The sequence below is a fragment of the Pseudomonas sp. 5C2 genome, assembly GCF_034314155.1.
GTDB lineage: Bacteria > Pseudomonadota > Gammaproteobacteria > Pseudomonadales > Pseudomonadaceae > Aquipseudomonas.
In genome coordinates this window covers 58,002-81,618 of sequence record NZ_JAVIWH010000001.1, presented here as the reverse complement: position 1 = coordinate 81,618, position 23,617 = coordinate 58,002, and the positions used below count along the sequence as shown (strand labels likewise).

The 23,617-nt window shown below is 57.4% G+C and carries 21 protein-coding genes; 12 read left to right on the top strand and 9 right to left on the bottom strand.

What is annotated here, in order from left to right; genetic code table 11:
• The first annotated feature begins 124 nt into the window (after positions 1-124).
• The 5 genes from RGU44_RS00365 to RGU44_RS00345 all read left to right on the top strand — a co-directional run bounded on the left by RGU44_RS00365 (position 125) and on the right by RGU44_RS00345 (position 5,942).
• On the top strand, positions 125-1,417 hold the full coding sequence (locus RGU44_RS00365; RefSeq protein WP_322178062.1) for an ABC transporter substrate-binding protein: 1,293 nt from the start codon (positions 125-127) through the stop codon (positions 1,415-1,417).
• A 126-nt stretch (positions 1,418-1,543) separates the two neighbouring features.
• Positions 1,544-2,452 carry a sugar ABC transporter permease gene (locus tag RGU44_RS00360; RefSeq protein ID WP_322178063.1) on the top strand — a complete coding sequence of 303 codons (909 nt, stop codon included), beginning with the start codon at positions 1,544-1,546 and terminating at the stop codon, positions 2,450-2,452.
• Positions 2,445-3,290: a carbohydrate ABC transporter permease gene (locus RGU44_RS00355; RefSeq protein WP_322215157.1), complete on the top strand. Its 846-nt coding sequence runs from the start codon at positions 2,445-2,447 to the stop codon at positions 3,288-3,290. The genes RGU44_RS00360 and RGU44_RS00355 overlap by 8 nt, the downstream gene beginning before the upstream one ends.
• A 2-nt stretch (positions 3,291-3,292) precedes the next feature.
• A complete protein-coding gene (locus tag RGU44_RS00350) occupies positions 3,293-4,456 on the top strand; it encodes an ABC transporter ATP-binding protein (RefSeq protein ID WP_322178064.1) in 1,164 nt (387 codons plus the stop codon).
• Between the two features lie 121 nt (positions 4,457-4,577).
• On the top strand, positions 4,578-5,942 hold the full coding sequence (locus RGU44_RS00345) for a carbohydrate porin (RefSeq protein WP_322215156.1): 1,365 nt from the start codon (positions 4,578-4,580) through the stop codon (positions 5,940-5,942).
• Positions 5,943-6,092: 150 nt separating this feature from the next.
• On the opposite strand, the gene RGU44_RS00340 is transcribed toward RGU44_RS00345, so the two are convergent.
• Positions 6,093-6,953 (bottom strand): MurR/RpiR family transcriptional regulator, encoded by an 861-nt coding sequence (locus RGU44_RS00340; protein ID WP_322183037.1) that lies wholly within the window; start codon positions 6,951-6,953, stop codon positions 6,093-6,095.
• 239 nt (positions 6,954-7,192) lie between these two features.
• Between RGU44_RS00340 and zwf the strand changes: the two genes are divergently transcribed.
• The 3 genes from zwf to RGU44_RS00325 are packed head-to-tail and all read left to right on the top strand — an operon-like array spanning position 7,193 to position 10,054.
• A complete protein-coding gene (gene zwf / locus RGU44_RS00335) occupies positions 7,193-8,662 on the top strand; it encodes a glucose-6-phosphate dehydrogenase (protein ID WP_219060966.1) in 1,470 nt (489 codons plus the stop codon).
• Complete coding sequence (gene pgl / locus RGU44_RS00330; RefSeq protein ID WP_322215155.1) at positions 8,649-9,362, top strand: 6-phosphogluconolactonase; 714 nt, start codon at positions 8,649-8,651, stop codon at positions 9,360-9,362. The genes zwf and pgl overlap by 14 nt, the downstream gene beginning before the upstream one ends.
• Before the next feature lie 17 nt (positions 9,363-9,379).
• Positions 9,380-10,054 carry a bifunctional 4-hydroxy-2-oxoglutarate aldolase/2-dehydro-3-deoxy-phosphogluconate aldolase gene (locus RGU44_RS00325; RefSeq protein WP_322178067.1) on the top strand — a complete coding sequence of 225 codons (675 nt, stop codon included), beginning with the start codon at positions 9,380-9,382 and terminating at the stop codon, positions 10,052-10,054.
• 76 nt (positions 10,055-10,130) lie between these two features.
• Here RGU44_RS00325 and RGU44_RS00320 read toward each other — a convergent pair whose 3' ends face one another.
• Together RGU44_RS00320 and RGU44_RS00315 are read right to left on the bottom strand one after the other, a co-directional pair.
• Positions 10,131-11,333 carry an aminotransferase class V-fold PLP-dependent enzyme gene (locus RGU44_RS00320; RefSeq protein ID WP_322178068.1) on the bottom strand — a complete coding sequence of 401 codons (1,203 nt, stop codon included), beginning with the start codon at positions 11,331-11,333 and terminating at the stop codon, positions 10,131-10,133.
• A gap of 26 nt (positions 11,334-11,359) precedes the next feature.
• Positions 11,360-11,590 carry a DUF3820 family protein gene (locus RGU44_RS00315; RefSeq protein WP_219060970.1) on the bottom strand — a complete coding sequence of 77 codons (231 nt, stop codon included), beginning with the start codon at positions 11,588-11,590 and terminating at the stop codon, positions 11,360-11,362.
• Between the two features lie 226 nt (positions 11,591-11,816).
• Between RGU44_RS00315 and RGU44_RS00310 the strand changes: the two genes are divergently transcribed.
• On the top strand, positions 11,817-12,290 hold the full coding sequence (locus RGU44_RS00310) for a PA2169 family four-helix-bundle protein (RefSeq protein WP_322178069.1): 474 nt from the start codon (positions 11,817-11,819) through the stop codon (positions 12,288-12,290).
• Positions 12,291-12,352: 62 nt separating this feature from the next.
• Here RGU44_RS00310 and RGU44_RS00305 read toward each other — a convergent pair whose 3' ends face one another.
• The 6 genes from RGU44_RS00305 to RGU44_RS00280 all read right to left on the bottom strand — a co-directional run bounded on the left by RGU44_RS00305 (position 12,353) and on the right by RGU44_RS00280 (position 21,034).
• On the bottom strand, positions 12,353-13,882 hold the full coding sequence (locus tag RGU44_RS00305) for a sensor domain-containing diguanylate cyclase (protein ID WP_322215154.1): 1,530 nt from the start codon (positions 13,880-13,882) through the stop codon (positions 12,353-12,355).
• A 415-nt stretch (positions 13,883-14,297) separates the two neighbouring features.
• Entirely contained in the window at positions 14,298-14,528 is a 231-nt protein-coding gene (locus tag RGU44_RS00300; RefSeq protein WP_322215153.1) for a hypothetical protein, read from the bottom strand.
• Between the two features lie 193 nt (positions 14,529-14,721).
• On the bottom strand, positions 14,722-16,086 hold the full coding sequence (locus tag RGU44_RS00295; RefSeq protein WP_322178072.1) for a heavy metal sensor histidine kinase: 1,365 nt from the start codon (positions 16,084-16,086) through the stop codon (positions 14,722-14,724).
• A complete protein-coding gene (locus tag RGU44_RS00290; protein WP_322178073.1) occupies positions 16,076-16,753 on the bottom strand; it encodes a heavy metal response regulator transcription factor in 678 nt (225 codons plus the stop codon). The genes RGU44_RS00295 and RGU44_RS00290 overlap by 11 nt, the downstream gene beginning before the upstream one ends.
• 10 nt (positions 16,754-16,763) lie before the next feature.
• On the bottom strand, positions 16,764-19,877 hold the full coding sequence (locus RGU44_RS00285; RefSeq protein WP_322215152.1) for a multidrug efflux RND transporter permease subunit: 3,114 nt from the start codon (positions 19,875-19,877) through the stop codon (positions 16,764-16,766).
• Entirely contained in the window at positions 19,874-21,034 is a 1,161-nt protein-coding gene (locus RGU44_RS00280) for an efflux RND transporter periplasmic adaptor subunit (RefSeq protein ID WP_322178075.1), read from the bottom strand. Before RGU44_RS00280 ends, RGU44_RS00285 begins: the two co-directional genes overlap by 4 nt.
• 381 nt (positions 21,035-21,415) lie before the next feature.
• On the opposite strand from RGU44_RS00280, the gene RGU44_RS00275 reads away from it, so the two are divergent.
• The 3 genes from RGU44_RS00275 (at position 21,416) to RGU44_RS00265 (ending at position 23,415) form a co-directional block, all read left to right on the top strand.
• The gene (locus RGU44_RS00275) at positions 21,416-21,763 is read left to right on the top strand and encodes a hypothetical protein (RefSeq protein WP_322215151.1); all 348 of its coding nucleotides are present in this window, start codon (positions 21,416-21,418) and stop codon (positions 21,761-21,763) included.
• 259 nt (positions 21,764-22,022) lie between these two features.
• Positions 22,023-22,604, top strand: a complete 582-nt coding sequence (locus RGU44_RS00270; RefSeq protein WP_322178077.1) for a fimbrial protein — start codon at positions 22,023-22,025, stop codon at positions 22,602-22,604.
• A 61-nt stretch (positions 22,605-22,665) separates the two neighbouring features.
• Entirely contained in the window at positions 22,666-23,415 is a 750-nt protein-coding gene (locus RGU44_RS00265; protein WP_416194611.1) for a molecular chaperone, read from the top strand.
• The last annotated feature ends 202 nt before the right edge of the window (positions 23,416-23,617 follow it).

The window sequence follows — 23,617 nt, the reverse complement described above, 5'->3', positions numbered from 1 at the left end:
TTATGTAACCAGGCTGTGACCTTTGCGCGTCCCTTCGTTACCATGGCGCCGAAACCCTTGGTTAAAATCTATGCAGCGCAAGCACCAGACTTGCTCATGCATAACAACAAGAAAAGGTAATCAGATGAATTCGATCTCCCGCCTCGCTGCTGTCATTTCCCTCGCCTCGTTGTTCCCTCTGAGCGTTCTTGCTGCGGATGCGCCTGCCGGTTCAAAAGGCACCGTGGAAGTGGTCCACTGGTGGACGTCGGGCGGCGAAGCAAAGGCTGTCGATGTCCTGAAAAAGCTGGTCGAAAAAGACGGCTATAGCTGGCAGGACAGCGCCGTCGCCGGTGGCGGTGGTGCAGCGGCCATGACCGTACTGAAGACCCGTGCGGTGTCTGGCAATCCACCTTCTGCTGCACAGATCAAAGGTCCGGACCTGCAAGAGTGGGGCGCCTTGGGCCTGCTGACCAACCTCGACGACGTTTCGAAAGCCAATAACTGGGACAAGCTGCTGTCCAAAACCGTCTCCGACACCATGAAGTACGAAGGTCACTACGTGGCGGTGCCGGTGAACATTCACCGGGTGAACTGGTTGTGGATCAACCCGGAAGTGTTCAAGAAAGCCGGTATCGACAAAGCGCCTGTCACCCTTGATGAGTTCTTCGCGGCAGGTGACAAGCTCAAGGCAGCCGGCTTCATCCCCTTGGCCCATGGTGGCCAACCTTGGCAGGACAGCACGGTATTCGAAGACCTGGTGCTGAGCATCATGGGGCCGGATGGCTACAAAAAAGCCTTCCTTGATCTCGACGAGAAAACCCTGACGGGCGACAAGATGGTCGAGGTGTTCGCCACGCTGAAAAAACTCATTGGCTACATGGACAACAACCGTGCCGGGCGTGACTGGAACCTTGCAGCGGCTGACGTCATTCAGGGCAAGGCCGGTATGCAGATGATGGGCGACTGGGCCAAGAGCGAGTGGAGTGCAGCCGGTAAGGTTGCCGGTAAAGACTACCAATGCGTTCCTTTCCCTGGCACCCAAGGCAGCTACACCTACAACATCGATTCGCTGGCGATGTTCAAGTTGTCTGCCAAAAACAATACTCCTGGCAACCTCGCGGCTCAGAACGATGTGGCAAAAATCGCCCTCGAGCCTGAGTTCCAATACGTGTTCAACCAGAACAAAGGCTCGATCCCGGTTCGTAACGATCTGGACATGAGCAAGTTCGACAGTTGTGGTCAGGCCTCGGCAAAGGACTTCAAGGACGCCGACAAGAACGGCAAACTTGAGCCAAGCATGGCGCACAACATGGCCACCTCGCTCGCTGTGCAGGGCGCGATCTTCGACACGGTCACTAATTTCATGAGCGACCCGAAAGCCGACCCGCAAGCCGTCGTCAAAAAGCTGTACTCGGGCATCCAGTCAGCCAAGTAATCGACTATTGAATCACCGCTGGTTCGCCAGCGGTACACCCCAGCCGTAGCGCATGCTGCTGAAACCTTAACGGGTTTCACGCTGGCGTTCGGCCTGGATTCCTTGTTCTCGAACTGGATTTTTCAGATGAGCTCTGTCGCTGTGTTCAGCAAGGCCTCACCGTTCGATGTGCTGCAACGCTGGCTGCCCAAGTTGGTGTTGGCGCCAAGCATGCTGATCGTGCTGGTCGGTTTCTATGGTTATATCCTGTGGACGTTTGTACTTTCGTTCACCAATTCAACGTTTATGCCCAGCTACAAGTGGGCGGGTTTGCAGCAATACACACGTCTGCTCGACAACGATCGTTGGTGGGTGGCGAGCAAGAACCTGGCGGTATTCGGCGGCATGTTCATAGGCATCAGTCTGGTGCTGGGTGTCGTGCTCGCGGTCCTGCTGGACCAGCGCATCCGTCGTGAAGGTTTTATCCGCACGGTCTATTTGTACCCGATGGCGCTGTCGATGATCGTCACCGGTACGGCCTGGAAATGGCTGCTCAACCCCGGTCTTGGTCTGGACAAAATGCTCCGTGACTGGGGCTGGGAAGGCTTCCGCCTGGATTGGCTGGTCGACCCGAGCCGCGTCGTGTACTGCCTGGTGATCGCAGCGGTCTGGCAGTCTTCCGGGTTCGTTATGGCGCTGTTTCTCGCCGGGTTGCGCGGGGTCGATCAGTCGATCATTCGTGCCGCGCAGATCGACGGCGCGAGCCTGCCAACCATCTATCTGCGCGTCGTGCTGCCAAGCCTGCGCCCGGTGTTTTTCAGCGCGGTGATGATTCTGGCGCACATCGCCATCAAGAGCTTCGACTTGGTGGCGTCGATGACCGCAGGTGGCCCCGGCTACTCCTCGGACTTGCCCGCGATGTTCATGTACTCGTTCACCTTCAGCCGTGGCCAGATGGGCATGGGCTCGGCGAGTGCAATCCTGATGCTCGGCGCGATTCTCGCCATCCTCGTGCCATATCTGTACTCCGAGCTGAGGACCAAACGCCATGAATAGTCAGGTGGGTAAACCTTCCATCAGCATCAGCCGGGTCGCGATCTATGCGGTCTTGCTGTTGGCGGTCGTGGTGTATCTGGTGCCGCTGATCGTGATGCTGCTGACCAGCTTCAAATCTCCGGAAGACATCAGCACTGGTAACTTGTTGAGCTGGCCGACAGTGGTCACCGGCATGGGGTGGGTCAAGGCCTGGGCCACGGTCGATGGCTACTTCTGGAACTCGGTGAAAATCACCGTGCCAGCGGTTCTGATCTCCACCGCCATCGGCGCCATCAACGGTTACGTGCTGGCGATGTGGCGCTTTCGGGGTTCGCAATTGTTTTTCGGTCTGTTGTTGTTCGGCTGTTTCCTGCCGTTCCAGACCGTGCTGCTGCCGGCGTCGTTCACGGTCGGCAAGATGGGGCTGGCAGCCTCCACCACCGGCCTGGTGTTCGTGCATGTGGTCTACGGCCTGGCATTCACCACGCTGTTCTTCCGCAACTACTACGTGAGCATTCCGGATGCGTTGGTCAAGGCTGCGCGGCTGGACGGTGCCGGATTTTTCACCATCTTCGGCCGGATCATTCTGCCGATGTCGACGCCGATCATCATGGTCTGCCTGATCTGGCAGTTTACCCAGATCTGGAACGACTTCCTGTTCGGTGTGGTCTTCTCCAGTGGCGACTCGCAGCCCATCACCGTGGCACTGAACAACCTGGTCAACACCAGCACCGGTGCCAAGGAATACAACGTTGATATGGCAGCGGCGATGATCGCCGGGCTGCCGACACTGCTGGTCTATGTGCTGGCTGGTAAGTATTTCCTGCGTGGGCTGACGGCCGGCGCGGTCAAGGGGTAATCATGGCAACTCTCGAATTGCGCAACGTCAACAAGACCTACGGCAGCGGTTTGCCGGACACCTTGAAAAACATCGAACTGAAGATCGATGACGGCGAGTTTCTGATTCTGGTCGGTCCTTCGGGCTGCGGTAAATCGACGTTGATGAACTGCATTGCCGGGCTGGAAAACATCAGCGGCGGCTCGATCCTGATCGATGACGCGGACATCAGTGGCATGAGCCCCAAGGATCGTGACATCGCCATGGTGTTCCAGTCTTACGCGTTGTACCCAACCATGAGCGTGCGCGAAAACATCTCGTTTGGTTTGAAAATCCGCAAGATGGCGCCCGCCGCCATCGAAGAGGAGGTCGCGCGGGTCGCCAAGCTGTTGCAGATCGAACACCTGCTCAATCGGAAGCCCGGCCAGCTTTCCGGTGGGCAGCAACAGCGTGTGGCCATGGGTCGTGCGTTGGCGCGGCGGCCGAAAATCTACCTGTTCGATGAGCCGCTTTCCAACCTCGACGCCAAGCTGCGGGTCGAGATGCGGACTGAAATGAAACTGATGCACCAGCGCCTGAAAACCACCACGGTTTACGTGACCCACGACCAGATCGAAGCCATGACTCTGGGCGACAAAGTGGCGGTGATGAAGGACGGGATCATTCAGCAGTTCGGCACGCCGAAGCAGATTTACAACGATCCGGCCAACCTGTTCGTCGCCAGCTTCATCGGTTCGCCGCCGATGAACTTCATCCCCTTGCGCCTGCAACGTAAGGACGGGCGGCTGCTGGCCCTGCTCGACAGTGGTCAGGCGCGTTGCGAGCTGCCGCTGGGCATGCTTGATGCGGGCCTGGAAGACCGTGAAGTGATTCTCGGCATGCGTCCTGAACAGATCGTTCTGGCACCCGTCGAACCCAACGGCTTGCCGACTATTCGCGCCGAAGTTCAAGTCACCGAGCCGACCGGGCCGGACACCTTGGTGTTCGTCACGCTTAACCAGAGCAAGGTCTGCTGCCGCCTGGCGCCGGACGTTGCGCCGCAGGTAGGGGAATCACTGAACCTGCAGTTCGATCCTTCAAAAGTGTTGCTGTTCGACGCCAAGAGCGGTGAGCGGCTCGGGGTTTTGGGAAAGTCCCAGCCCGCTGAACGTGTGGGCAATGTCACGCAAATTAGTCGCAACCAATGACGGGGTGCGCCGAGCATCGCGGGTTTGATCGATCAGGCCTTAACAGTCGGTCAGCCAGCGACACGATGTTAGTCAATGCAAGTCACCTACTAGCGCTAATAACAATAAGAGGATTTAAGGGATGAATCATAAAGAAGCCAAATCGCTTACCCAATTCAAGCTGATTAGCACGCTGTCTGTTTTGGGTGCATTAAGCTTGGCTGGAAGCGTGCACGCGGCTGATGCTTTTGATCCGAACTCGCAGTGGATGTCGGGTGACTGGGGCGGCACGCGTACCGAACTGCTGAACAAGGGATATGACTTTTCACTTGAGTACGTAGGGGAAGTCGGCAGCAACTTGCACGGCGGCTACAACAACGACAAGACTGCGCGCTATGCGGATCAGTTCGCTCTGGGCGTGGACCTGGATCTGCAAAAAATCCTCGGCTGGCATGACGCTGAATTCAAACTGGCGATCACTGAGCGCAGTGGCCGCAACATCTCCAATGACCGCATAGGCGATCCGCGTGCTGGCACCTTTAGTTCGTCACAGGAAGTCTGGGGCCGTGGTCAGACCTGGCGCCTGACGCAAATGTGGGCCAAGCAGAAATATTTTGACGGCGCACTGGATGTTAAAGCTGGTCGTTTTGGGCCAGGCGAAGACTTCAACAGCTTCCCGTGCGACTTCCAGAACCTTGCGTTCTGCGGCTCGCAAGTGGGTAACTGGGTCGGCAGCATCTGGTACAACTGGCCGGTCAGCCAGTGGGCGTTACGTGTTAAATACAACATCACCCCCGAGTTCTATGCACAGGTCGGCGCGTTCGAGCAGAACCCATCCAACCTGGAAACCGGTAACGGCTTCAAGCTCAGTGGCAGCGGTACCAAAGGCATGATCATCCCCACCGAGTTGGTCTGGTCGCCGAAGGTCAACGACCTGCCGGGCGAATACCGTCTCGGTTACTACTACAGCACCGCCAAAGCCGACGACGTTTACAAAGGCGCCGACGGTCAGGCGCAGCCACTCACCCCGGGCGGGGAATACCAGTCGCACAGCAGCAAGCATGGCTGGTGGGTCGTGGCACAGCAGCAACTCACCACCCACAACGGCGATGCTGCCCGTGGCTTGAGTGCGTTCGCCAACGCAACCGTGCATGACAAGGCTACCAACTACATCGATAACTACCAGCAGATCGGCCTGACCTACAAAGGTCCGTTCAATGCGCGTCCAAAAGATGACATGGGCGTGGGTATCGCTCGGATTCACGTCAATGATGATGCGCAAGACCGTGCACGTCTGGTCAACCAAATCAGCGGGATCGACGATTACGACAACCCTAACTATCTGCCGGTGCAGAGTACTGAATACAACGCCGAGATTTACTACGGTTTCCACGTCACCAATTGGCTGACCGTGCGTCCCAACCTGCAATTCATCAAACAGCCAGGTGGCGTCGATCAGGTTGACGATGCGCTGGTTGCAGGTTTGAAGATTCAGTCGAAGTTCTAAGCGGGTTTTAGCGCTAATCAAGGTTTGAAGACGCGCTGTCAGTGATCAAGGTATGTGTGTGCTTTGCGGGCAGCCTGGCTGCCCGTTTTTTTTGAGTCGTTTGGCGCAGAAGCGCTGGCTCGATGCGGTGTGTCCGATGGTGACCGGGCCTTAAATCAACTCATCGTCAATCGGATACCGGCTGGCGTTGAGGCTTTCCTTGATTTTGCGCAAATGCGGCTGGAAATCCACGCCCCGGCGCAGGGTCATGCCGGTGGCCAATACGTCGAGCACGGTGAGCTGGATGATCCGTGAGGTCATCGGCATATAGATGTCGGTGTCTTCTGGGAGCGGGATATTCAAGCTCAGGGTGCTGGCCTTGGCCAGTGGCGACCCCTCGGCGGTCAGGCCCAGAACCGAGGCGCCGTTTTCGCGGGCAATGCGGGCCACTTCCACCAGTTCGCGGGTGCGGCCGGTGTAGGAAATGATCACAAATAACTCGCCGGTATGTGCGACGGAAGCGATCATGCGCTGCATCAGCACATCAACGTGCGCGGTCACCGCAAGGTTGAAACGAAAGAATTTATGCTGCGCATCCATCGCCACCGGGGCCGAAGCGCCGAGGCCAAAAAAATGGATCTGCCGCGCCTGAATCAATAGATCCACGGCTTTGCTGATCAGGTTCGAATCGAGTTGCTGAAGGGCGCTGTCCAGCGAGGCAATGGCGCTGCCGAAAATTTTCCGGGTGTAGTCCTCGGGGTTGTCGTCGGCCTCCACTGCGCGGCTTACATACGCCGCGCCACTGGCCAGACTTTGCGCCAGCTGCAACTTGAGCTCGGGATAACCGCTGACACCGAACGAGCGGCAAAAGCGGTTGACCGTGGGCTCGCTGACCTTGGCGGCCTGAGCGAGCGCGGCGATACTCAAGCGCGTCGCTTGCTGTGGGTTGAGCAGGATCACCTCGGCGACCTTGCGCTCAGCCTTGTTCAATTCATCGAGACGGCCCTGGATATGCTCCAGGAGGTTGCGCATGCGGTCCATTTTATATCCTTGTCGAGCAGGCAACAGACTGATTTGTACACACCCTGGCAATGCCTGTCATCGAGAGTCTTACAGACGCTGGTAAAGGTGGCCTATCGTACTGATGGCCCTCGTCGATCACCATCGGAATCTGGTTTTAGACGAAATGTTGTGGTTATTACTACATTTGATCTTGAATACTGCCTTTAAAAAAGGTATTTGTAGCCTAACTTGATAAAAGAACAAACATTATGCCCCTGATAACGGTTGAATCGTGCACCTTTGCCTTGTTTGGCGCGTTAGGCGACCTGGCAGTGCGCAAGCTGTTTCCGGCCTTGTACCAGCTTGACCGCGCTGGGTTGTTGCATGCCGATACCCGTATTTTTGCCTTGGCGCGTGAGTCCGGCAGTGAACAGCAGCATTTGGCTTACATAGACAGCAGTTTGCGCCGATTCGTACCCGAGGCCGAGCTTGAAGATGAACATGTGCAGCGTTTTCAGGCGCGCCTGAGTTACCTGCATGTGGACTTTCTCAAGGCCGAGGATTATGTCGCACTGGCTGATCGGGTGGGCGACGCCGAGCGTTTGATCGCCTATTTTGCTACCCCGGCTTCGGTGTATGGCGCGATCTGCGAGAACCTCGCGTCGGTCAATCTGACCGAGCGCACCCGTGCCGTACTGGAAAAACCCATCGGCCACGACCTGGCCTCCTCGCGTCGGGTCAACGATGCGGTCGCGCAGTTCTTTCCGGAAAACCGCGTCTATCGAATCGACCACTATCTGGGCAAGGAAACCGTACAGAACTTGATCGCCCTGCGGTTTGCCAACAGCCTGTTCGAGACCCAGTGGAATCAGAACCACATTTCCCACGTTGAAATCACGGTCGCCGAACAGGTCGGCATCGAAGGCCGTTGGGGTTACTTCGATCAGGCCGGGCAACTGCGCGACATGATCCAGAATCACTTGCTGCAACTGCTTTGCCTGATCGCCATGGACCCGCCGAGCGACCTGTCCGCCGACAGCATTCGCGACGAGAAGGTCAAGGTGCTTAAAGCCCTGGCGCCGTTCACCCCTGAACGCCTTGCCACTCAGGTGGTGCGGGGCCAGTACATTGCCGGTTACAGCGAAGGCAAACCGGTGCCGGGCTATCTGGAGGAAGAAAACTCCAATACTCAGAGCGATACCGAAACCTTTGTTGCGTTGCGTGCTGACATTCGCAACTGGCGCTGGTCGGGCGTGCCGTTCTACCTGCGTACCGGCAAGCGCATGCCGCAAAAACTGTCGCAGATCGTGATCCATTTCAAAGAGCCGCCGCACTACATTTTCGCCCCCGAGCAGCGCTTGCAGATCAGCAACCGGTTGATCATTCGCCTGCAGCCCGATGAAGGCATTTCCTTGCAGGTGATGACCAAGGATCAAGGCCTGGATAAAGGCATGCAGCTGCGCAGCGGCCCTTTGCAGTTGAATTTTTCAGACACCTATCAAAGCGCGCGGATCCCCGATGCCTACGAGCGGTTGTTGCTGGAAGTCATGCGTGGCAATCAGAACCTGTTTGTCCGTAAAGATGAAATTGAGTACGCATGGCAATGGTGCGACCAACTGATCGCGGGCTGGAAGAAGGCCGGCGATGCACCCAAGCCTTACGCGGCTGGGTCGTGGGGGCCGATGAGCTCCATTGCACTGATTACTCGTGACGGGAGGTCCTGGTATGGGGATATCTAAAGTTGAACTGCCTGCGGGCATAGTCGCTCACACGTTTGCCAATCCGGCGCTGTTGGCCAGTGAGCTGGCGACGGCGGTGGCTGAGCAACTGCGCAGCGCAATCAGTGCGCATGGCGTGGCGACTCTGGTGGTGTCCGGCGGGCGCAGTCCGGTGGCATTTTTCCAAAGCCTGGCGCAGCAGTCGCTGGACTGGTCCAGGGTGGTGGTCAGCCTGGCGGACGAACGCTGGGTGCCGGTGGAACATGCCGACAGCAATGCCGGCCTGTTGAAGCGCTACTTGCTTCAGGGACCAGCGGCTAAAGCCCGTTTCATTGGGCTGTACCGCGCAACGCCAACCCTGGATGAGGCGGCACAAGAGGCCGATCAAGCCTTGGCTGAATTGCCACCAATCGATGTATTGGTGCTGGGCATGGGGGATGACGGCCACACTGCGTCGCTGTTTCCCAAGAGTCCGAACCTCAGCGAAGCATTGCGCCTCGATGGACCGCGTCGTTGCTTGCCTATGCTGGCGCCGACGGTGCCACGCCAGCGCTTGACCCTGACGCGTCAGTTGCTCGCGTCTGCACGTCTGCAGATCCTGTCCATTTCCGGGCAGGCCAAACTCGATACATTACGCACGGCAGTGGCGGGTGATGATCTCGCCCAAATGCCCATCCGTGCCTTTCTGAACTCCTCCTTAGAGATTTACTGGTGCCCATGAGCAAAGGATCAGCCGCCATGAAAACAATCGAAAAAAACCTGCCGCTGAACAGCATGGCGAACAAGATTGTCCAAATCGACGAACTCTGCGCCAAGGCGAAGATTTTGCCGGTGATAACCATTGCCCGCGAACAAGACATTCTGCCACTGGCCGATGCGCTGGCCGCTGGCGGATTGACCACGCTGGAAGTGACCCTGCGCTCGGCATTCGGCCTGACCGCGATTCGGGTCTTGCGTGAGCAACGCCCCGAACTGTGCGTCGGTGCCGGCACCATCCTTGACCGACAGATGCTGGCGGACGCTGAAGCGGCTGGGGCGCAATTCATCGTTACCCCCGGTTGCACGCCCGAGCTGCTTCAAGCTGGCGTCGACAGTCCGCTGCCGATGCTGCCGGGGATCAGTAGCGCCTCGGAGATCATGATGGGCTACGCCTTGGGTTACCGTCGTTTCAAATTGTTCCCGGCTGAGATCAGCGGCGGCGTTGCGGCAATCAAAGCCCTTGGCGGCCCGTTCGGCGAAGTTCGTTTCTGTCCTACCGGTGGCGTTAATCCAGACAACCTGAAGAGCTACATGGCGCAGCCGAACGTGATGTGTGTGGGCGGCTCGTGGATGCTCGACAACGCCTGGATCAAGAATGGCGAGTGGGCACGGATTGAAGCTGCCAGCGTTGAAGCGCTGGCGTTGTTTGACTAACGGATAGGTTGTTGGTTGTTGTTGCTTGGCTTTTCACGGTGCGCCTTGGTCGGGTGCACCGTGTTTTTTAGGGCGGTTACCGGCTCAGTTCACGCAGTGCTCGTACCAGTGTTTCGATCTCCGCCACCGACGTGGTAAAGCCCGGAGTGATACGGATGCACGGCCCGCACGCAGCGCCGTCGCGCGCCACCGTGAACAGGTTGTACTCCTCCAGTAAACGCTCGACCATCCGCTGCTGATCCACTTGGCGGGTAAAGCGCAATGCCGTGATCCCGCAATACAGGCGCGCGTCGTCCGGGGTCAAAATCTCAATTCCCGACAATTCCCTTGCAGGCTTGACCCACAGGTCGCGCAGGTAGTTCAGGCGTGCGCCCTTCACGGCGGCACCGCCCATCGCCAGATGCTCTTCGAACACTCGCGGCAGGGTCATCAGGGCCGGGATATTGGGCGTGCCATAGGGCGCGCGCGACCGGATATCGTCGATTGCAAATCGACTGTCGCCCATGTCCGGGTCGATGTCTGTCAGGCGCTCCTGGGCAATGTAGATAAAGCCCAGGCTCAGCGGCGCTCCGATCCATTTCTGCAGATTGAATCCGGCAAACGCCACGCCCAACTCGTCCAGTTTGAAGTCGAGTTGGCCAAGGGCGTGCGCGCCGTCGAGGATCACGTCAATGCGATGGGTCTTGGCCCACGCGGCAATCGCTTGCACCGGCATCACCAGACCGGTGCGGTGGGTGACGTGGGTCAACGCCATCAACTTCAAACGGGGGTGGCTCTCGAAGGCTGAGCGGTAACTGTCCAGCAGGCTCTCATAGGTGGCAGGGTGCGGGTGCTGGATTTCGATCACCTCCACATCACGGCTCTTTGCCAGCCAGCGCATGGCGCTTTGCACGCTGATGTAATCCAGATCGCTGATCAACACCTGATCGCCGGGTTGCAGGGCGTTGTAGTTGCGAATCAATGATTGCAGGGATTCGGAGGCACAGCGCGTGATGGCGATCTCGTGGGCTGGCACTTGGACCATTGCCGCCAGTTGATCGCGAATCAGCACGCTGTCGACCTGATCGAACTGATGGCGCACATACACTGAGTTGCTGCGGTTGATGGCGGCGATCTGGTGTTGATAGTCCTCGACCACCGTCCGGGTCATGCGGCCAAAATAACCGTTTTCCAGGTTGATCGGGCCTGGCTCGACCTCATAGCGTGAAGCGATGCGCTGCCAGAAGGCTTCGTCTCGGGCGCAGTCCAGGGCGGTGGCGGCATGTTGATCAATCGGCATCACGAACTCGCTTGGCGTATGAATCGTTAGGGGCGGAACGGGCGTTGGCGCTTGCGTAGCGGGTCAAGCAGTTCGGACAAACCGTTATGGTCGATCTCGTGCATTAACGCCAACAGGCTGCCCAACTCACCCGAGGGGAAACCTTCCCGAGCGAACCAGTTCAGGTACTGCCCCGGTAAATCGGCGATGAGCCGGCCCTTGTATTTGCCATACGGCATTTCGCGTGTGACCAGCAGTTCAAGTTTTTCGGGATTCATGTCCAGGCCATTCAATGGGGTGCGCACGTCGGATGTGCACGAAACTACAGCCCTCAAGATACGTGCATTCTGCATGCAGGCCAAACGACAGTTCTTGCAGAAAGAACGATTGATCTGTCTCTTGTGTAAATCAACTTATTGAAATGTAAGGTATTTAAAGAAAATAGAACGTGGCATGAAGGCTGCTTTTTCAACTGTCATCCACTAACCGATAAGGAGTTTGAAAATGACAGATATCAATAAAGAAGCCATTTCATTGCTCAATGATTTGATTGAAACCAGTAAGGATGGCGAAAAAGGCTTTCATACCAGCGCTGAAGACATCAAAAATCCGACGGTAAAGAGCTTTTTTATCAGCCGGTCGCAAGAGTGCGCCACAGCCGTTCGGGAGCTCCAGGCTGAAGTTCGTGTTCTGGGCGGGGATCCTGAAACGTCTTCAAGCATCGTTGGTTCGCTGCACCGTGCCTGGATCGATCTGAAGTCGGTGGTTACTGGTAAAAGCGATGAGGCGATTCTGAGTGAGGTAGAGCGAGGTGAAGACACTGCACTCAAGGCCTACAGAAAAGCACTTGAAAAAGCCCGTGAAGAGAATCTGCCAACGAACGTTATCGCATTGATTCAGAAGCAGCTTGACGGAGCGCAACGTAACCATGATCAGGTCAAAGCCATGCGTGATACCGCTCACGTACAAAAAAACTGATTGAACGCTTTAGAGAAAACGCCAGCTCGTCTGGCGTTTTCTCTGCATGCGCAACCTGCAACTCAAGTGATAAGAGGGTCGCGGTGGGAGGTCCATGATCCGCACTCCACACGATTGCGACCTTTGCGTTTGGCTTGATACAGCGCCTGATCGGCAATGCGGGTCAAGGTGCTCAGCGTGTCGCCGGGGCGCATCACATGAGAGACGACCCCGATGCTGACGGTGATGGCGTGTTCGTCATTGGCAAAGCGCGGCAGGGCCTCGATTGCAGCCCTGATGGCTTCGGCGATGACCTGAGCGCCTTCGAGCGGTGTGTCGGCCAGCACCACGGAAAACTCTTCGCCGCCATAACGCGCCGCAAGGTCTCCAGGGCGGCGAATACGGCTAAGAATAGTCGCCGCCACAGTGCGCAGGGCCTCGTCTCCACCATGATGACCATGGCGGTCGTTGAACGTCTTGAAGTTGTCGACATCAATCATCAGCAGCGACAGTGGCTGCCCTGAACGTAACCCTCGCGCCCATTCGGTTTTCAGTACCTGATCGAGCCTGCGACGATTGGCCAGGCCGGTCAAGCCGTCGGTCGCAGCCAGGTGGGCCAAGCCATTTTCGGCACGCTGGCGCAGACGCAGTTCGCGGCGCAACAGAAACGTCAGCCACAAAATGCCGAAACATAAGATGCTGGTAGCGCTGCCCACCAATAAGGTAGTGCGCCTCCAGACGGCATACACCTCTTCCACTGATTGGCCAACGACCACGATCAGCGGCAAATCGCCGACTCGCGAAAAGGTGTAAAGACGCTCTTTGTTGTCCAGCGAGGACACACTGGTGAAGTGACCACTGCCTTCTTTCAGGAAGCGTTGGAAGTTAGCTTTCTGGCTGAAGTCCGCGCCCGTCATATCGTTGCCATCCAGCACTGGCTGTCGAGCGAGCAGAATGCCGTGGGTATTGATCAGGTTCACGTTGCTGTCCTTGCCGATACTCAGGTCTTTGAACAGCTCATTGAAATACAGCAGCCGCATCGCCCCCGAGGCGATGCCAAGAAATTCGCCTTCAGGTGAAGACACGCGGCGACTGAAGCTGATGCACCAGTCCGGGTCACCCAGGCGCATCTTGAACGGATCGCTGACCAGCAGGCCCAGCGATGGGTTATCCCGGTGCGCCGTGAAATGAGTGCGGTCAGCAAAGTTGCCGGCTCTGGGGACGAGCGAAGTAGAGTCAGCAAGAATGCTTCCATTCTTGTCCAATAGCAGCAAATCACCTTTATAGGGCGCAGCGGTGGAACGGTCGAACAGCATCAAATGACGCATCTGTGACGGGATGGCCATGATCCCCGGAAGCTGCCATGCGGCAATCATGCCCTGGATAGATGTGTCGTACAGCTCGGCATTGCGCTGCACGTCGGCATCGATCAACTGCACGATGTTGGACGCCGTGCGGGCGGCAAATTCTGTCGCGCTGTCGCGCTCGCGAAACAGCAGTGACGTGACGATCACAAGAATAGCGACCACCGCAAAGCTGCTGCCGAAAATCAGGATGACTTCGGGTCTGGACCACTTTCCTGGCGTTGCGTGCAATGTAAAGGTTGGGTTCATGACCGGAATTCTATGGAAATAAAATACGGAGAATAATTTAACGTACTGATTTAAAAGACAATAACTAGTTAGGTAAGGATTTTTTAACACCTGAGTAGAACGTATTTAACACCTTATATCTTAGCGGCGGTATCAGCGTGCTCTCTAATAATTGTTACACGTCTGACATGTCTTGATAGCGGGTACGATCAGACTTCAAGCTGAACGCACATCTTGTGCAGGGGGCGGGTCGGGATTCAGGTGGGTTAGCGAACGGGGGAAAAGCAATCGGTGGGCCCTAAGGTGCCCGACGTACAGCCGCTACGGCGCAAAATTGTACGCAAAAAAAAAGCCACTGAGTAGCAGTGGCTTTTAAAGAACGGTCGATCAAATGGGGCATTTGATCGACTGTCGAGGGAAACGTTATTACAGTCGATTAGCCCTTTTGAGCGTTATCGGAAGTACCGCTATCTACCGACTTTTCCAGAGATTGCTCGTTGTTCGGTGTCTTTGCGGTTATTTCTGCTCGGGTTTGGGCTTGTTCGACAGACGCCTGACGTGCGGCTTTCTGTGCAACAAAGGACTGCGATTCTTCTGCAGACGCCTGACCGGATAACAGGAACGAAGACAATACGAAAACGCTGGCAATACCCATACTGGTGGACATTTTTGAGACCTTCTTGCTAGGCAAGTGCTAATTAAGTGCGACAAAAATATAGGTCGGACCAAGTTCGAAAAAGAGGCATGTACTCAAAGGACTTTTGTCATTCTGGTAACAAAGTGCGGCACGAATTTTAACGTCTCAGCGGGGATAGCACGTTTGCGGGGGCAGGCACGCCTGCAATGAAGAGGGGAATGGTTCAGCGCGGAAGGTTGATGCCGAAAGTGTTGACGCCTTGCTGGCTGTGGACGAAAACGGTCCCGCCATGCATCAGGGCGATGGCTTTGACGATGGCCAGACCCAGCCCGTGGTTGGCGCCGCTGTTGCTGCGTGAGGCGTCGACGCGATAGAAGCGCTCAAAGAGCATGGGCAAGTGTTCGCTGGCTATTTCGGCGCCGGGATTGGCCACTCCGATGCTGACATGCTCGTCTTGGGCCCGGATCTCGACCCGGATCACTTGCCCTGGCTCGGTATGCTGCACAGCGTTGTGCAACAGGTTAATCAGCGCCCGTCGCAGGTGGGCTTTTTCGATACGAACGCTGGCGTCACCCTGAACCTCGACCCGCACGTGAGCGTCTTCGAGGATGAAGTCCAGGTAATCCAGGGCTGTGGCGACTTCTTTGGCCAGCGAGGTGGACGTCAATTCGGTGGCCTTGCTGCCTTGGTCGGCGCTGGCCAGAAACAGCATGTCGTTGATGATCGACCTCAATCGCTCAAGCTCTTCCAGGTTGGATTGCAACACTTCGAAGTAATGCTCGGCTGAGCGTCCACGGGTCAGCGCCACTTGAGTTTGACCGATCAGGTTGGTCAGCGGCGAGCGCAGTTCATGGGCGACATCGGCGTTGAATGATTCGAGCCTTGAGTAGGCTTGCTCGACTCGCTCCAGCGTCGAGTTGAATGAGCTGACGAATTGGTCCAGTTCAGGCGGTAGGGAGGACAGTTGCAGGCGGCCAGACAAACGTGGGGGCGCCAGTTTCCGGGCTTCCAGCGATAGGCTGACCAAGGGTTTCAAACCGATGCGTGCGACCCAGTAACCCAGCACTGACGCGAGCACGATGCCGGCGGCCGCGAGACCGATCAAGGCGATCAGCAGCGAGTGCTGGGTCTGCCAGAAGGTTTCGGTATCGATTGCAATCAAAAACCGTAGCGGTGGGCGTTGATCCTGTGCCGGGAACTGGCTGACCAGTACTTTGAACGGGAACTCATGGCCGGCCAGTGCCATGTCGCGCATGCCCGGCGGGCCCTTGGCGAACTGGCGTATCGCCGCATCCGGGCTACCAAACTCGTAGGCCGGGTTGTCGCTGACGACCCAGAATCGGATGCGCTTGTCTTCTTCGCTGAGTAGTTTGAGTTTGGCGCTGATCTTCGCCCAATGCTCGGGTGTGCCAAATCGGGTAACGGCGGATTCGAGCACGCTGTAGCGCGCTTCCACCTCGGCGGCGGGCAACTGGCCGAGGCCTTTTTCGACTTGCAGGTAAAGGGCCCAGCCGATCAGTAGAAACACCAGCATCGCGACCAGCGCAAACAAGCTGCTCAGGCGCAGGGCGATGGAATTAGTTGCCACTGCGGTTCTCCAGCACATAACCCATGCCGCGAATGGTATGCAGCAGCTTCTGCTCGAACGGCCCATCCAGTTTGGCGCGCAGGCGTTTGATCGCGACTTCGACGACGTTCGTATCGCTGTCGAAATTGATATCCCAGACCATCTCGGCAATCGAGGTTTTCGAGAGGATCTGACCCTGGCGGCGAGCCAGTACGCTGAGCAGGGAAAACTCCTTGGCGGTCAGGTCCAGGCGCATCCCGGCGCGTGTGGCCTTGCGGCTGATGAGGTCGATCCAGAGGTCGGCGATGCTGATCTGCACCGGCTCATGGCCGCTACTGCGTCGGGTCAAGGCTTGCAGGCGCGCGACCAGTTCGAGAAAAGAGAAGGGTTTGCCCAGGTAATCGTCCGCGCCTTCGCGTAAGCCGCGAATGCGGTCGTCGACGTTTTCGCGAGCGGTGAGCATGATCACCGGTGTCTGCTTTCTGGCACGCAGGGCGCGTAATACCCCGAAGCCGTCCAGGCCCGGCAGCATGACGTCGAGAATGATTACCGCGTAGTCACTTTCCAACCCCAGGTGCAGGCCTTCGATACCATCGCGGGCCAGGTCCACGGTGTAGCCCTGTTCGGTCAAGCCCCGGTGCAGGTAGTCGGCGGTTTTCTCTTCATCTTCGATAATCAGCACGCGCATGGGGCGACACTCACTTGTCTATGACCAGAACTGCTGCGGGGTCAGGCGCAGAGTGTGGCGGGCGCCGATGGAACAGCCGTTCTAGCTGCAGGTAGATCACCGGCGTGGTGAACAGGGTCAACGCTTGGCTGACGACTAACCCACCGACCACCGCAATCCCCAAAGGCTGGCGCAACTCCGCGCCGACCCCGTAACCGAGCATCAGCGGCAAAGCGCCGAGCAGGGCCGCGATCGTGGTCATGATAATCGGTCGGAAGCGCGTCAGGCAGGCTTCATAAATAGCATCTTGTGGGCTGAGCCCTCGATTGCGCTGGGCATCCAGGGCGAAATCGACCAACAGGATACCGTTTTTCTTGACGATACCGATCAGCAGCACGATGCCGATCAGCGCCATGATCGAGAAGTCCTGGCCCAGCAGCCAGAGCAGCAGCAGTGCGCCGATCCCCGCAGATGGCAGGGTCGAGATGATGGTCAGGGGATGGACGAAGCTTTCATACAGCACACCAAGGATGATGTACACCGCCACCAGCGCTGCCAGGACTAGCCACGGCTGGTTGGCCAACGAACTCTGAAACGCCTGCGCCGCCCCCTGGAACGAGCCGACGATTGCTGCCGGCATGGCGATGTCGCTCTTGGCCTTGTCGAGCATCAGCACTGCATCGCCCAACGCCACGCCGGGCGCGAGGTTGAAGGACAGGTTGGCGGCCGGGAACATGCCGTCATGGCTGATAGACAGGGGGCCAACGCTCGGTGGATCGACTTTGGCCAGGGCCGACAGCGGGACCATTTCGCCACTGAGCGGTGAGCGCAGATAGAAATAATTCAGGCTCTCGGCCTTGCCGCGTTGCTCGGTGTCGAGTTCCAGGATGACCTTGTACTGGTTGATGTCGGTCTGGTATTCGCTGATCTGCCGTTGGCCGAATGCATCGTAAAGTGCCTGATCGACGTCACTGGTGGTCAGGCCAAAGCGCGCCGCAGCGCTGCGGTCGATGCTGATGTGGGTGATGCTGCCACCCAGTTGCAGGTCGTTGGACAGGTCGCGGAAGGCTGGGTTTTCCCGGAGCTTTTCGGTCAGGCGCTGGGTCCAGGTATTGAGGAGTTGGCCGTCATTGCTCTTGAGCACGTACTGGTATTGGCTTCGACTCGGGCCGGAGCTGAGGTTGATGTCTTGCCCGGCGCGCAGGTACAAGACGATGCCCGGCACTGTTGCCAGTTTTGGTCGTATGCGGTCGATGAATTCGCTGACCGATACATCGCGATCACTGCGGTCTTTGAGGGCAATCCAGAAACGTCCGTTGGCGATGGTCTGGTTGCTGCCGGTCACCCCCACTGAATGGGAAAACGCCTGGACCGCCGGGTCTTCACTGACGATTTTGGCCATCGCCAAGTGTTTCTCGACCATGTCAGGGTAGGAAATGTCGGCGGCGGCTTCGCTGGTACCCAGCACGAAAGCGGTGTCCTGCACCGGGAAAAAGCCTTTGGGGATGACGATATAACCGGCGACTGCCAGAACCAGGGTCATGCCGAAAATCCCCATCATCACGCGCTGGTGAGCCAGTGCCTTGCGCAGGCCTCGTTCGTACAACGCCAATAAGCGCTCGCCGAAGCCCGGCTTGGCGTCGGGATCATGCTTGGGTGCGCGCATGAACAGGGCGGCGAGGGTGGGTGCCAGGGTCAGGGAGACCACTACCGAAATCAGAATGGTCGCGGTGGCGGTGAGGGCGAACTCCTTGAACAGCCGCCCGACCACGCCGCCCATGAACAGCAGCGGGATGAACGCGGCCACCAGCGAGAAACTGATCGAAACCACGGTGAAGCCGATTTCCCCGGCGCCCTTGATCGCGGCTTCGCGCATGCCGTCGCCTGCTTCGAGGTGGCGGTGAATATTCTCGACCACCACAATCGCATCGTCGACCACGAACCCCACGGCCACGACAATCGCCACCAGTGTCAGGTTGTTCAGGCTGAAACCGAACAGGTACATCATCGCGAAATTGGCGACCAACGACACGCCCAGCACACTGCTGACGATCAGGGTTGCCGATAACTGGCGCAGGAACAGGGCCATGACCGCGACGACCAACAGCACGGCGATCAGTAGAGTCATTTCCACTTCATGTAATGACGCACGAATGGTTTTGGTCCGGTCGTTGAGCACTGACACCTCCACCGACGCCGGCAGCATTTCCTGCAGGCGAGGTAACTCGCGCTGGATGCGATCCACGGTCTCGACGATGTTCGCCCCCGGCTGACGGAAGACCACCAGGTTGACCCCTTGTTGATCGCCGGACCAGGCTTTGACGTAAGCGTTCTCCGCACCGTTGATCACCGTTGCGACATCTTTGAGATGAACCGGCGCGCCGTCTTTGTAGGACACAATGAGCTGCGCGTAATCCTCGGGTTGGAACAGTTGATCGTTAGCGGAGAGTGTCGAGACATTGTTCTTGCCATACAGCGCGCCTTTGGCCAGGTTCAAGCTGGTTTGTTGCAGTGCCACGCGCACGTCGGCCAGGGTCAGCTTCAAGGCCGCGAGTTTCTCCGGTGCGGCCTGAACCCGGATTGCTGGGCGTTGTTGCCCGGTGATGTTGACCAGACCGACACCGTCGATCTGGCTGAGCTGGCGCGCGAGCAGGGATTCGGTGATGTCACTGAGTTCGGTGCCGGGCATCAGGTTTGAGCTGACGCTGAGGATCAGCACCGGGCTGTCAGCCGGGTTGACCTTGCGCCAGGTCGGCAAGTTGGGCATGTCAGCGGGCAGCCTGCCCGCAGCGGTGTTGATGGCCGCCTGGACTTCCTGAGCGGCGGTGTCGATGCTTTTGCTGAGAGTGAATTGCAGCGTCAGATTGGTCGAACCCAATGCGCTGCTGGAGGTCATTTGTGTCATGCCGGGGATTGCGCTGAACTGCACCTCCAGCGGGGTCGCGACCGAGGAGGCCATGGTTTCCGGGCTGGCGCCTGGCAGGGAGGCGGTGACTTGGATAGTCGGGAACTCAGCCTCTGGCAACGGCGCGACAGGCAGGCGTGGGAAGGCGATCAGGCCCAGCAACACCGCTGCAAACGTCAGCAGCAAGGTGGCGACCGGATGATCAATGCACCACGCCGATACCGACCCCCGGCCTTTCATCGTGCGGTCTCCATCGCAGTGTCCTGTCCGACGATGGACGGTGCGGTGATTACGTCGACGTGCGCCCCGGGTTTAAGCCGGGACTGGCCGTCGCTGACCAGTACATCACCGACGTCAGGGCCTTTGATCAGGGTCAGATCGCTGTCTTGATACACCACTTGCACCGGCACCACTTCCACCTTATTGCCCTTGACGCGGTAGGCGAAGTGCTGATCGACGCCGCGTTGGACCACTTGTGGCGGCACTTTCAAGGCATCCCGGTCAATGGCCGTCTGGATTTTTATGGTCACCAGCTGGCCGGGCCAGAGTTTCTCCGTGGGGTTGCTGAATTCGGCTTTGGCGCGAATGGTGCCGGTGTTGGCGGCCACCTGATTATCGATCAGGGTCAATTTACCCTCGCCCAACAACGTGCCGTTATCGGTATTGCCGATGTAGGCTTGAACGGCTGCTGGCGTGCTCCCGTGGACCAGCGCCTGCAAGGTTGAGAGCATCTGTTGCGGCAAAGAAAACTCGACGGCAATCGGGTCGATCTGGGTCACGGAGAACAGACCTTGAGCGTCGCTGACGCGCAGGAAGTTGCCTTCATCGACGTTGCGGATACCGACGCGGCCGGTCACCGGTGAGCGTATCTGCGTGTAGGACAACTGCACTTGGGCGGCCTCGATAGACGCCTGATTGCCCAACGCAGTGGCCTGAAGCTGATGGACCAGTGCTTGTTGCTGGTCGAACGTCTGCTTGGAAATACCGTTGTCCGTCGTCAGCAAGCGATAGCGTTTCAGATCGATTTGGGCGACGTCCAGTTGCGCCTGGCTTTGTCCCAGCTGAGCCTGGGCCTGAGCCAGCGTCGCACGAATCGAACGGTCATCGATGGTCGCCAGCAGGTCGCCGGCTTTGACTTGCTGGCCTTCCTTGACCAGCAGCCTGGTCAGGATGCCATCGACTTGGGGACGAACGATGACACTGTGCAGCGAAAGCACGGAACCGATGCCGGTGACATAGCGCGGTACATCCTCCTTGATCACGCTGATGACCCGGACTGGAATCGCAGTCGGCGCCGACACTTTTGCGGGGGCAGGACGGGTCAGGCTCCAACTGGTGAGCGCGATGAGCACAACGATGGCGCTGGCGGCGATTGCGGTTCGGGTCTGTTTACGCATGCAGGGAAGGCGCCGGGCAAGTCAAAGGGAAGGACAGGGATGAGAGGAGGTACCTCGTGAGGGCTTTCGTCATCTTCAGTGTCAGCCCCTTCTTTATAGCCTGCCAACCCGGTCAGCAAAATGACGGCTAACTGACAGAATGGACAGCTAGCGCCGTAGGCCGGCTTAGCCTCTCAGTTCGGCGCGTGCGGGCGGTCTATTAAAGAAAAAACGAAGGTTGACGATAATAAAGAAAAGGCATCAGGTGCATGTTTGATATGATCGGCTGAAAGGTTGGTGAAAGATAGCCAGGGAAAGTTCTTACTTGTCGTTTTGAATTTTCGGGTGAACCCCTTTTTTCAGCGTTGTTTGTTGAGGTGAGACGCCGCACGGAGTACTGCAATGAACGGCAACTCGGTCAGTGGTGTATTGTTTTCGATCGTGGTGTTCACCTTCAGCGTCGTGGCATCAGCCAACGGTGGCGTTATTCATTTCAACGGGCAGGTGGTCAATACGGGATGTGCCGTTCAGACACGGTCTGACAGCTCCTATTTTAAAGCCTCGCAGCAGATTCAGGTCTCATCGGAAATCACCCTTGCCGTGGACACGTATCGGAATGCCTGCAGCGCTGATGTCATTCCTTTCAGTGCCGTGTTTACGGTACTTTCTTCCTCGGAAGCGGCGAGTGGTACAGGAGGGGCTCCGGACAAGAAGTCCAGGGCGGGGGTGGTTACGTTGACCTATCAGTAGTGTCAATACAGTCACTGTATCGATACTGTGTAAACCCTAACTGTGCTGACACTTTGCTTTTGCTGTTTTCGATGAAAGCCCCTGTTTCCGGGTGCCGATCACTAATAAGGAATATTCCCGCAGAAAGTACCTACTTGTCCTGTTGCCAAATCCATATGCGTAATATGTTTATCCTGACATTCAACAATGCTTCGTATCGTTATAGTTCTTTTCGTCCAATGATGGGCATATACGAACGAACGCAAGGAATGTCGTTAGCATGAAAAAAATCTCTCTCACATTGGCTGTACTGGGTGCAATGGGTTTAGGTGCGGTCGGTACCGCCAATGCTGCAAATAACGGGAAGTTGGTGTTCAACGGCACGCTGACCAACATTTCTTGTAACGTCGGGCCGGGCGCCGGGGTCGGTGCCGGCCCTAATGGAGATATCAACGTCGATTTGGGCAACGTTTCATTCTCTGATATAGGCTCATCGAGCGCGAGCAAGCTGGAAACCGCTACACCTGTCCAGCTGCTGGTCAATTGCAGCGCTGGCGTCGATCAATACAACACCGTGAAAATGCGCTTCGTCGCACGCTCCGGCAGCGGCCTGGATAACAATGACCCCAAGCTGTTGCGTACTACGGGTGCCGCAGACGGTGTCGGTATCGGCCTGCTCAACGCCCAATCCCAGATCATGGACTTGAGTGGCACCGAGACGATCGACAAACCGCTGATCAAGGATGGCGCGGGTGGCGCGACAGCCGAGTTGAATTTTGGCGCGGTCTACGTGCTTAACGGCACGCCGACCAACCCGGGCAACGCCGATGGATTCATGCCTTTCGTGCTGGACTACGAGTAAAACCGCTGACGGGGTGAGCTGCAGTCGCCCCGTCGCACCTCAGCTCAAGGTGAATGCCATCATGTTTTCTATCGCCATTCGTTATGCCTGCCTTTCGCTGGTAATGATCCTGAGCGCAGGTGCCCAGGCAGGCATCGTGCTCAATACCACTCGTGTTATTTATCCGGCAAAAGACAAAGAGGTCAGTTTCGGCGTACACAACAGCGGCGGCGGAGAAATTCTCCTGCAGTCCTGGCTTGAGTCTGACGCCGGGGGCACTGTCGATTTGCCGTTTGTGATTATCCCGGCCCTGGCTCGCATGCCGGGCGACGGCAAGCAACTGCTGCGCATCATGTATGCCGGCGTGGACATGCCGATGGACCGCGAGTCGGTGTTTTGGCTCAACGTGCAGGAAATTCCTCAGGCCGCGGCAAAGAATGCTTTGCAGATCGCGATCCGCCAGCGCATCAAGGTGTTTTTTCGGCCTCAGGGGTTGGAGGTGGAGCCAGCCCAGGCGCCGGAAAAACTTCAATGGCGTCTGCTGGAGGATGACGTGTTGCAGGTGAGCAATCCTGGACCCTATTACGTGTCCATGGTCAGGATTGAGGTTCGGGACGGTACAACTCACGTGATGAAAAAGGACAGCCAGATGCTGGCGCCGAATCAATCCTTGAACGTGCCGCTTGTCAGGCGGGCAAGCGGTCGTCCCTTGAGCCTGAGTTTTATCAGCATCAATGACTTCGGTGGGCAGGTGCCCTATAGGGCCACGCTGACCGCGCGCGAGTCGATCAACGCGGTCAAGGTCGCCAAGACCGATACCGGCGTCAGGTAACGACTCCTCCAGAATTTTTTATTCATCGAGCAATCCGAGTGACGGCCTCTGCGTTGACTCGGCAGTTTTGCGCCTGCGCGAAAGGATTCTCCGGTGCGACTGTACTCCAAGGATTGAGTGATAACAGCAAATGGAACGGCTCAACCGAAGTACCCAGGGATTTTTTTCAGGTGATCTCCTGCGCACCAATAAAAGCCTCCCG

What these genes read in the sequence shown, in the direction of transcription:
- RGU44_RS00320 (WP_322178068.1), bottom strand. Translation starts at nt 11,333, where the DNA reads ATGCCGATTGATCAACATGCCGCCACCGCCCTGGACTGCGCCCGAGAC.
- RGU44_RS00365 (WP_322178062.1), top strand. Translation starts at nt 125, where the DNA reads ATGAATTCGATCTCCCGCCTCGCTGCTGTCATTTCCCTCGCCTCGTTG.
- RGU44_RS00300 (WP_322215153.1), bottom strand. Translation starts at nt 14,528, where the DNA reads ATGTCCACCAGTATGGGTATTGCCAGCGTTTTCGTATTGTCTTCGTTC.
- RGU44_RS00285 (WP_322215152.1), bottom strand. Translation starts at nt 19,877, where the DNA reads ATGAAAGGCCGGGGGTCGGTATCGGCGTGGTGCATTGATCATCCGGTC.
- RGU44_RS00305 (WP_322215154.1), bottom strand. Translation starts at nt 13,882, where the DNA reads ATGAACCCAACCTTTACATTGCACGCAACGCCAGGAAAGTGGTCCAGA.
- RGU44_RS00340 (WP_322183037.1), bottom strand. Translation starts at nt 6,953, where the DNA reads ATGCGCAACCTCCTGGAGCATATCCAGGGCCGTCTCGATGAATTGAAC.
- RGU44_RS00310 (WP_322178069.1), top strand. Translation starts at nt 11,817, where the DNA reads ATGACAGATATCAATAAAGAAGCCATTTCATTGCTCAATGATTTGATT.
- RGU44_RS00350 (WP_322178064.1), top strand. Translation starts at nt 3,293, where the DNA reads ATGGCAACTCTCGAATTGCGCAACGTCAACAAGACCTACGGCAGCGGT.
- pgl (WP_322215155.1), top strand. Translation starts at nt 8,649, where the DNA reads ATGGGGATATCTAAAGTTGAACTGCCTGCGGGCATAGTCGCTCACACG.
- RGU44_RS00360 (WP_322178063.1), top strand. Translation starts at nt 1,544, where the DNA reads ATGAGCTCTGTCGCTGTGTTCAGCAAGGCCTCACCGTTCGATGTGCTG.
- RGU44_RS00270 (WP_322178077.1), top strand. Translation starts at nt 22,023, where the DNA reads ATGAAAAAAATCTCTCTCACATTGGCTGTACTGGGTGCAATGGGTTTA.
- zwf (WP_219060966.1), top strand. Translation starts at nt 7,193, where the DNA reads ATGCCCCTGATAACGGTTGAATCGTGCACCTTTGCCTTGTTTGGCGCG.
- RGU44_RS00275 (WP_322215151.1), top strand. Translation starts at nt 21,416, where the DNA reads ATGAACGGCAACTCGGTCAGTGGTGTATTGTTTTCGATCGTGGTGTTC.
- RGU44_RS00345 (WP_322215156.1), top strand. Translation starts at nt 4,578, where the DNA reads ATGAATCATAAAGAAGCCAAATCGCTTACCCAATTCAAGCTGATTAGC.
- RGU44_RS00265 (WP_416194611.1), top strand. Translation starts at nt 22,666, where the DNA reads ATGTTTTCTATCGCCATTCGTTATGCCTGCCTTTCGCTGGTAATGATC.
- RGU44_RS00315 (WP_219060970.1), bottom strand. Translation starts at nt 11,590, where the DNA reads ATGAATCCCGAAAAACTTGAACTGCTGGTCACACGCGAAATGCCGTAT.
- RGU44_RS00325 (WP_322178067.1), top strand. Translation starts at nt 9,380, where the DNA reads ATGAAAACAATCGAAAAAAACCTGCCGCTGAACAGCATGGCGAACAAG.
- RGU44_RS00290 (WP_322178073.1), bottom strand. Translation starts at nt 16,753, where the DNA reads ATGCGCGTGCTGATTATCGAAGATGAAGAGAAAACCGCCGACTACCTG.
- RGU44_RS00280 (WP_322178075.1), bottom strand. Translation starts at nt 21,034, where the DNA reads ATGCGTAAACAGACCCGAACCGCAATCGCCGCCAGCGCCATCGTTGTG.
- RGU44_RS00355 (WP_322215157.1), top strand. Translation starts at nt 2,445, where the DNA reads ATGAATAGTCAGGTGGGTAAACCTTCCATCAGCATCAGCCGGGTCGCG.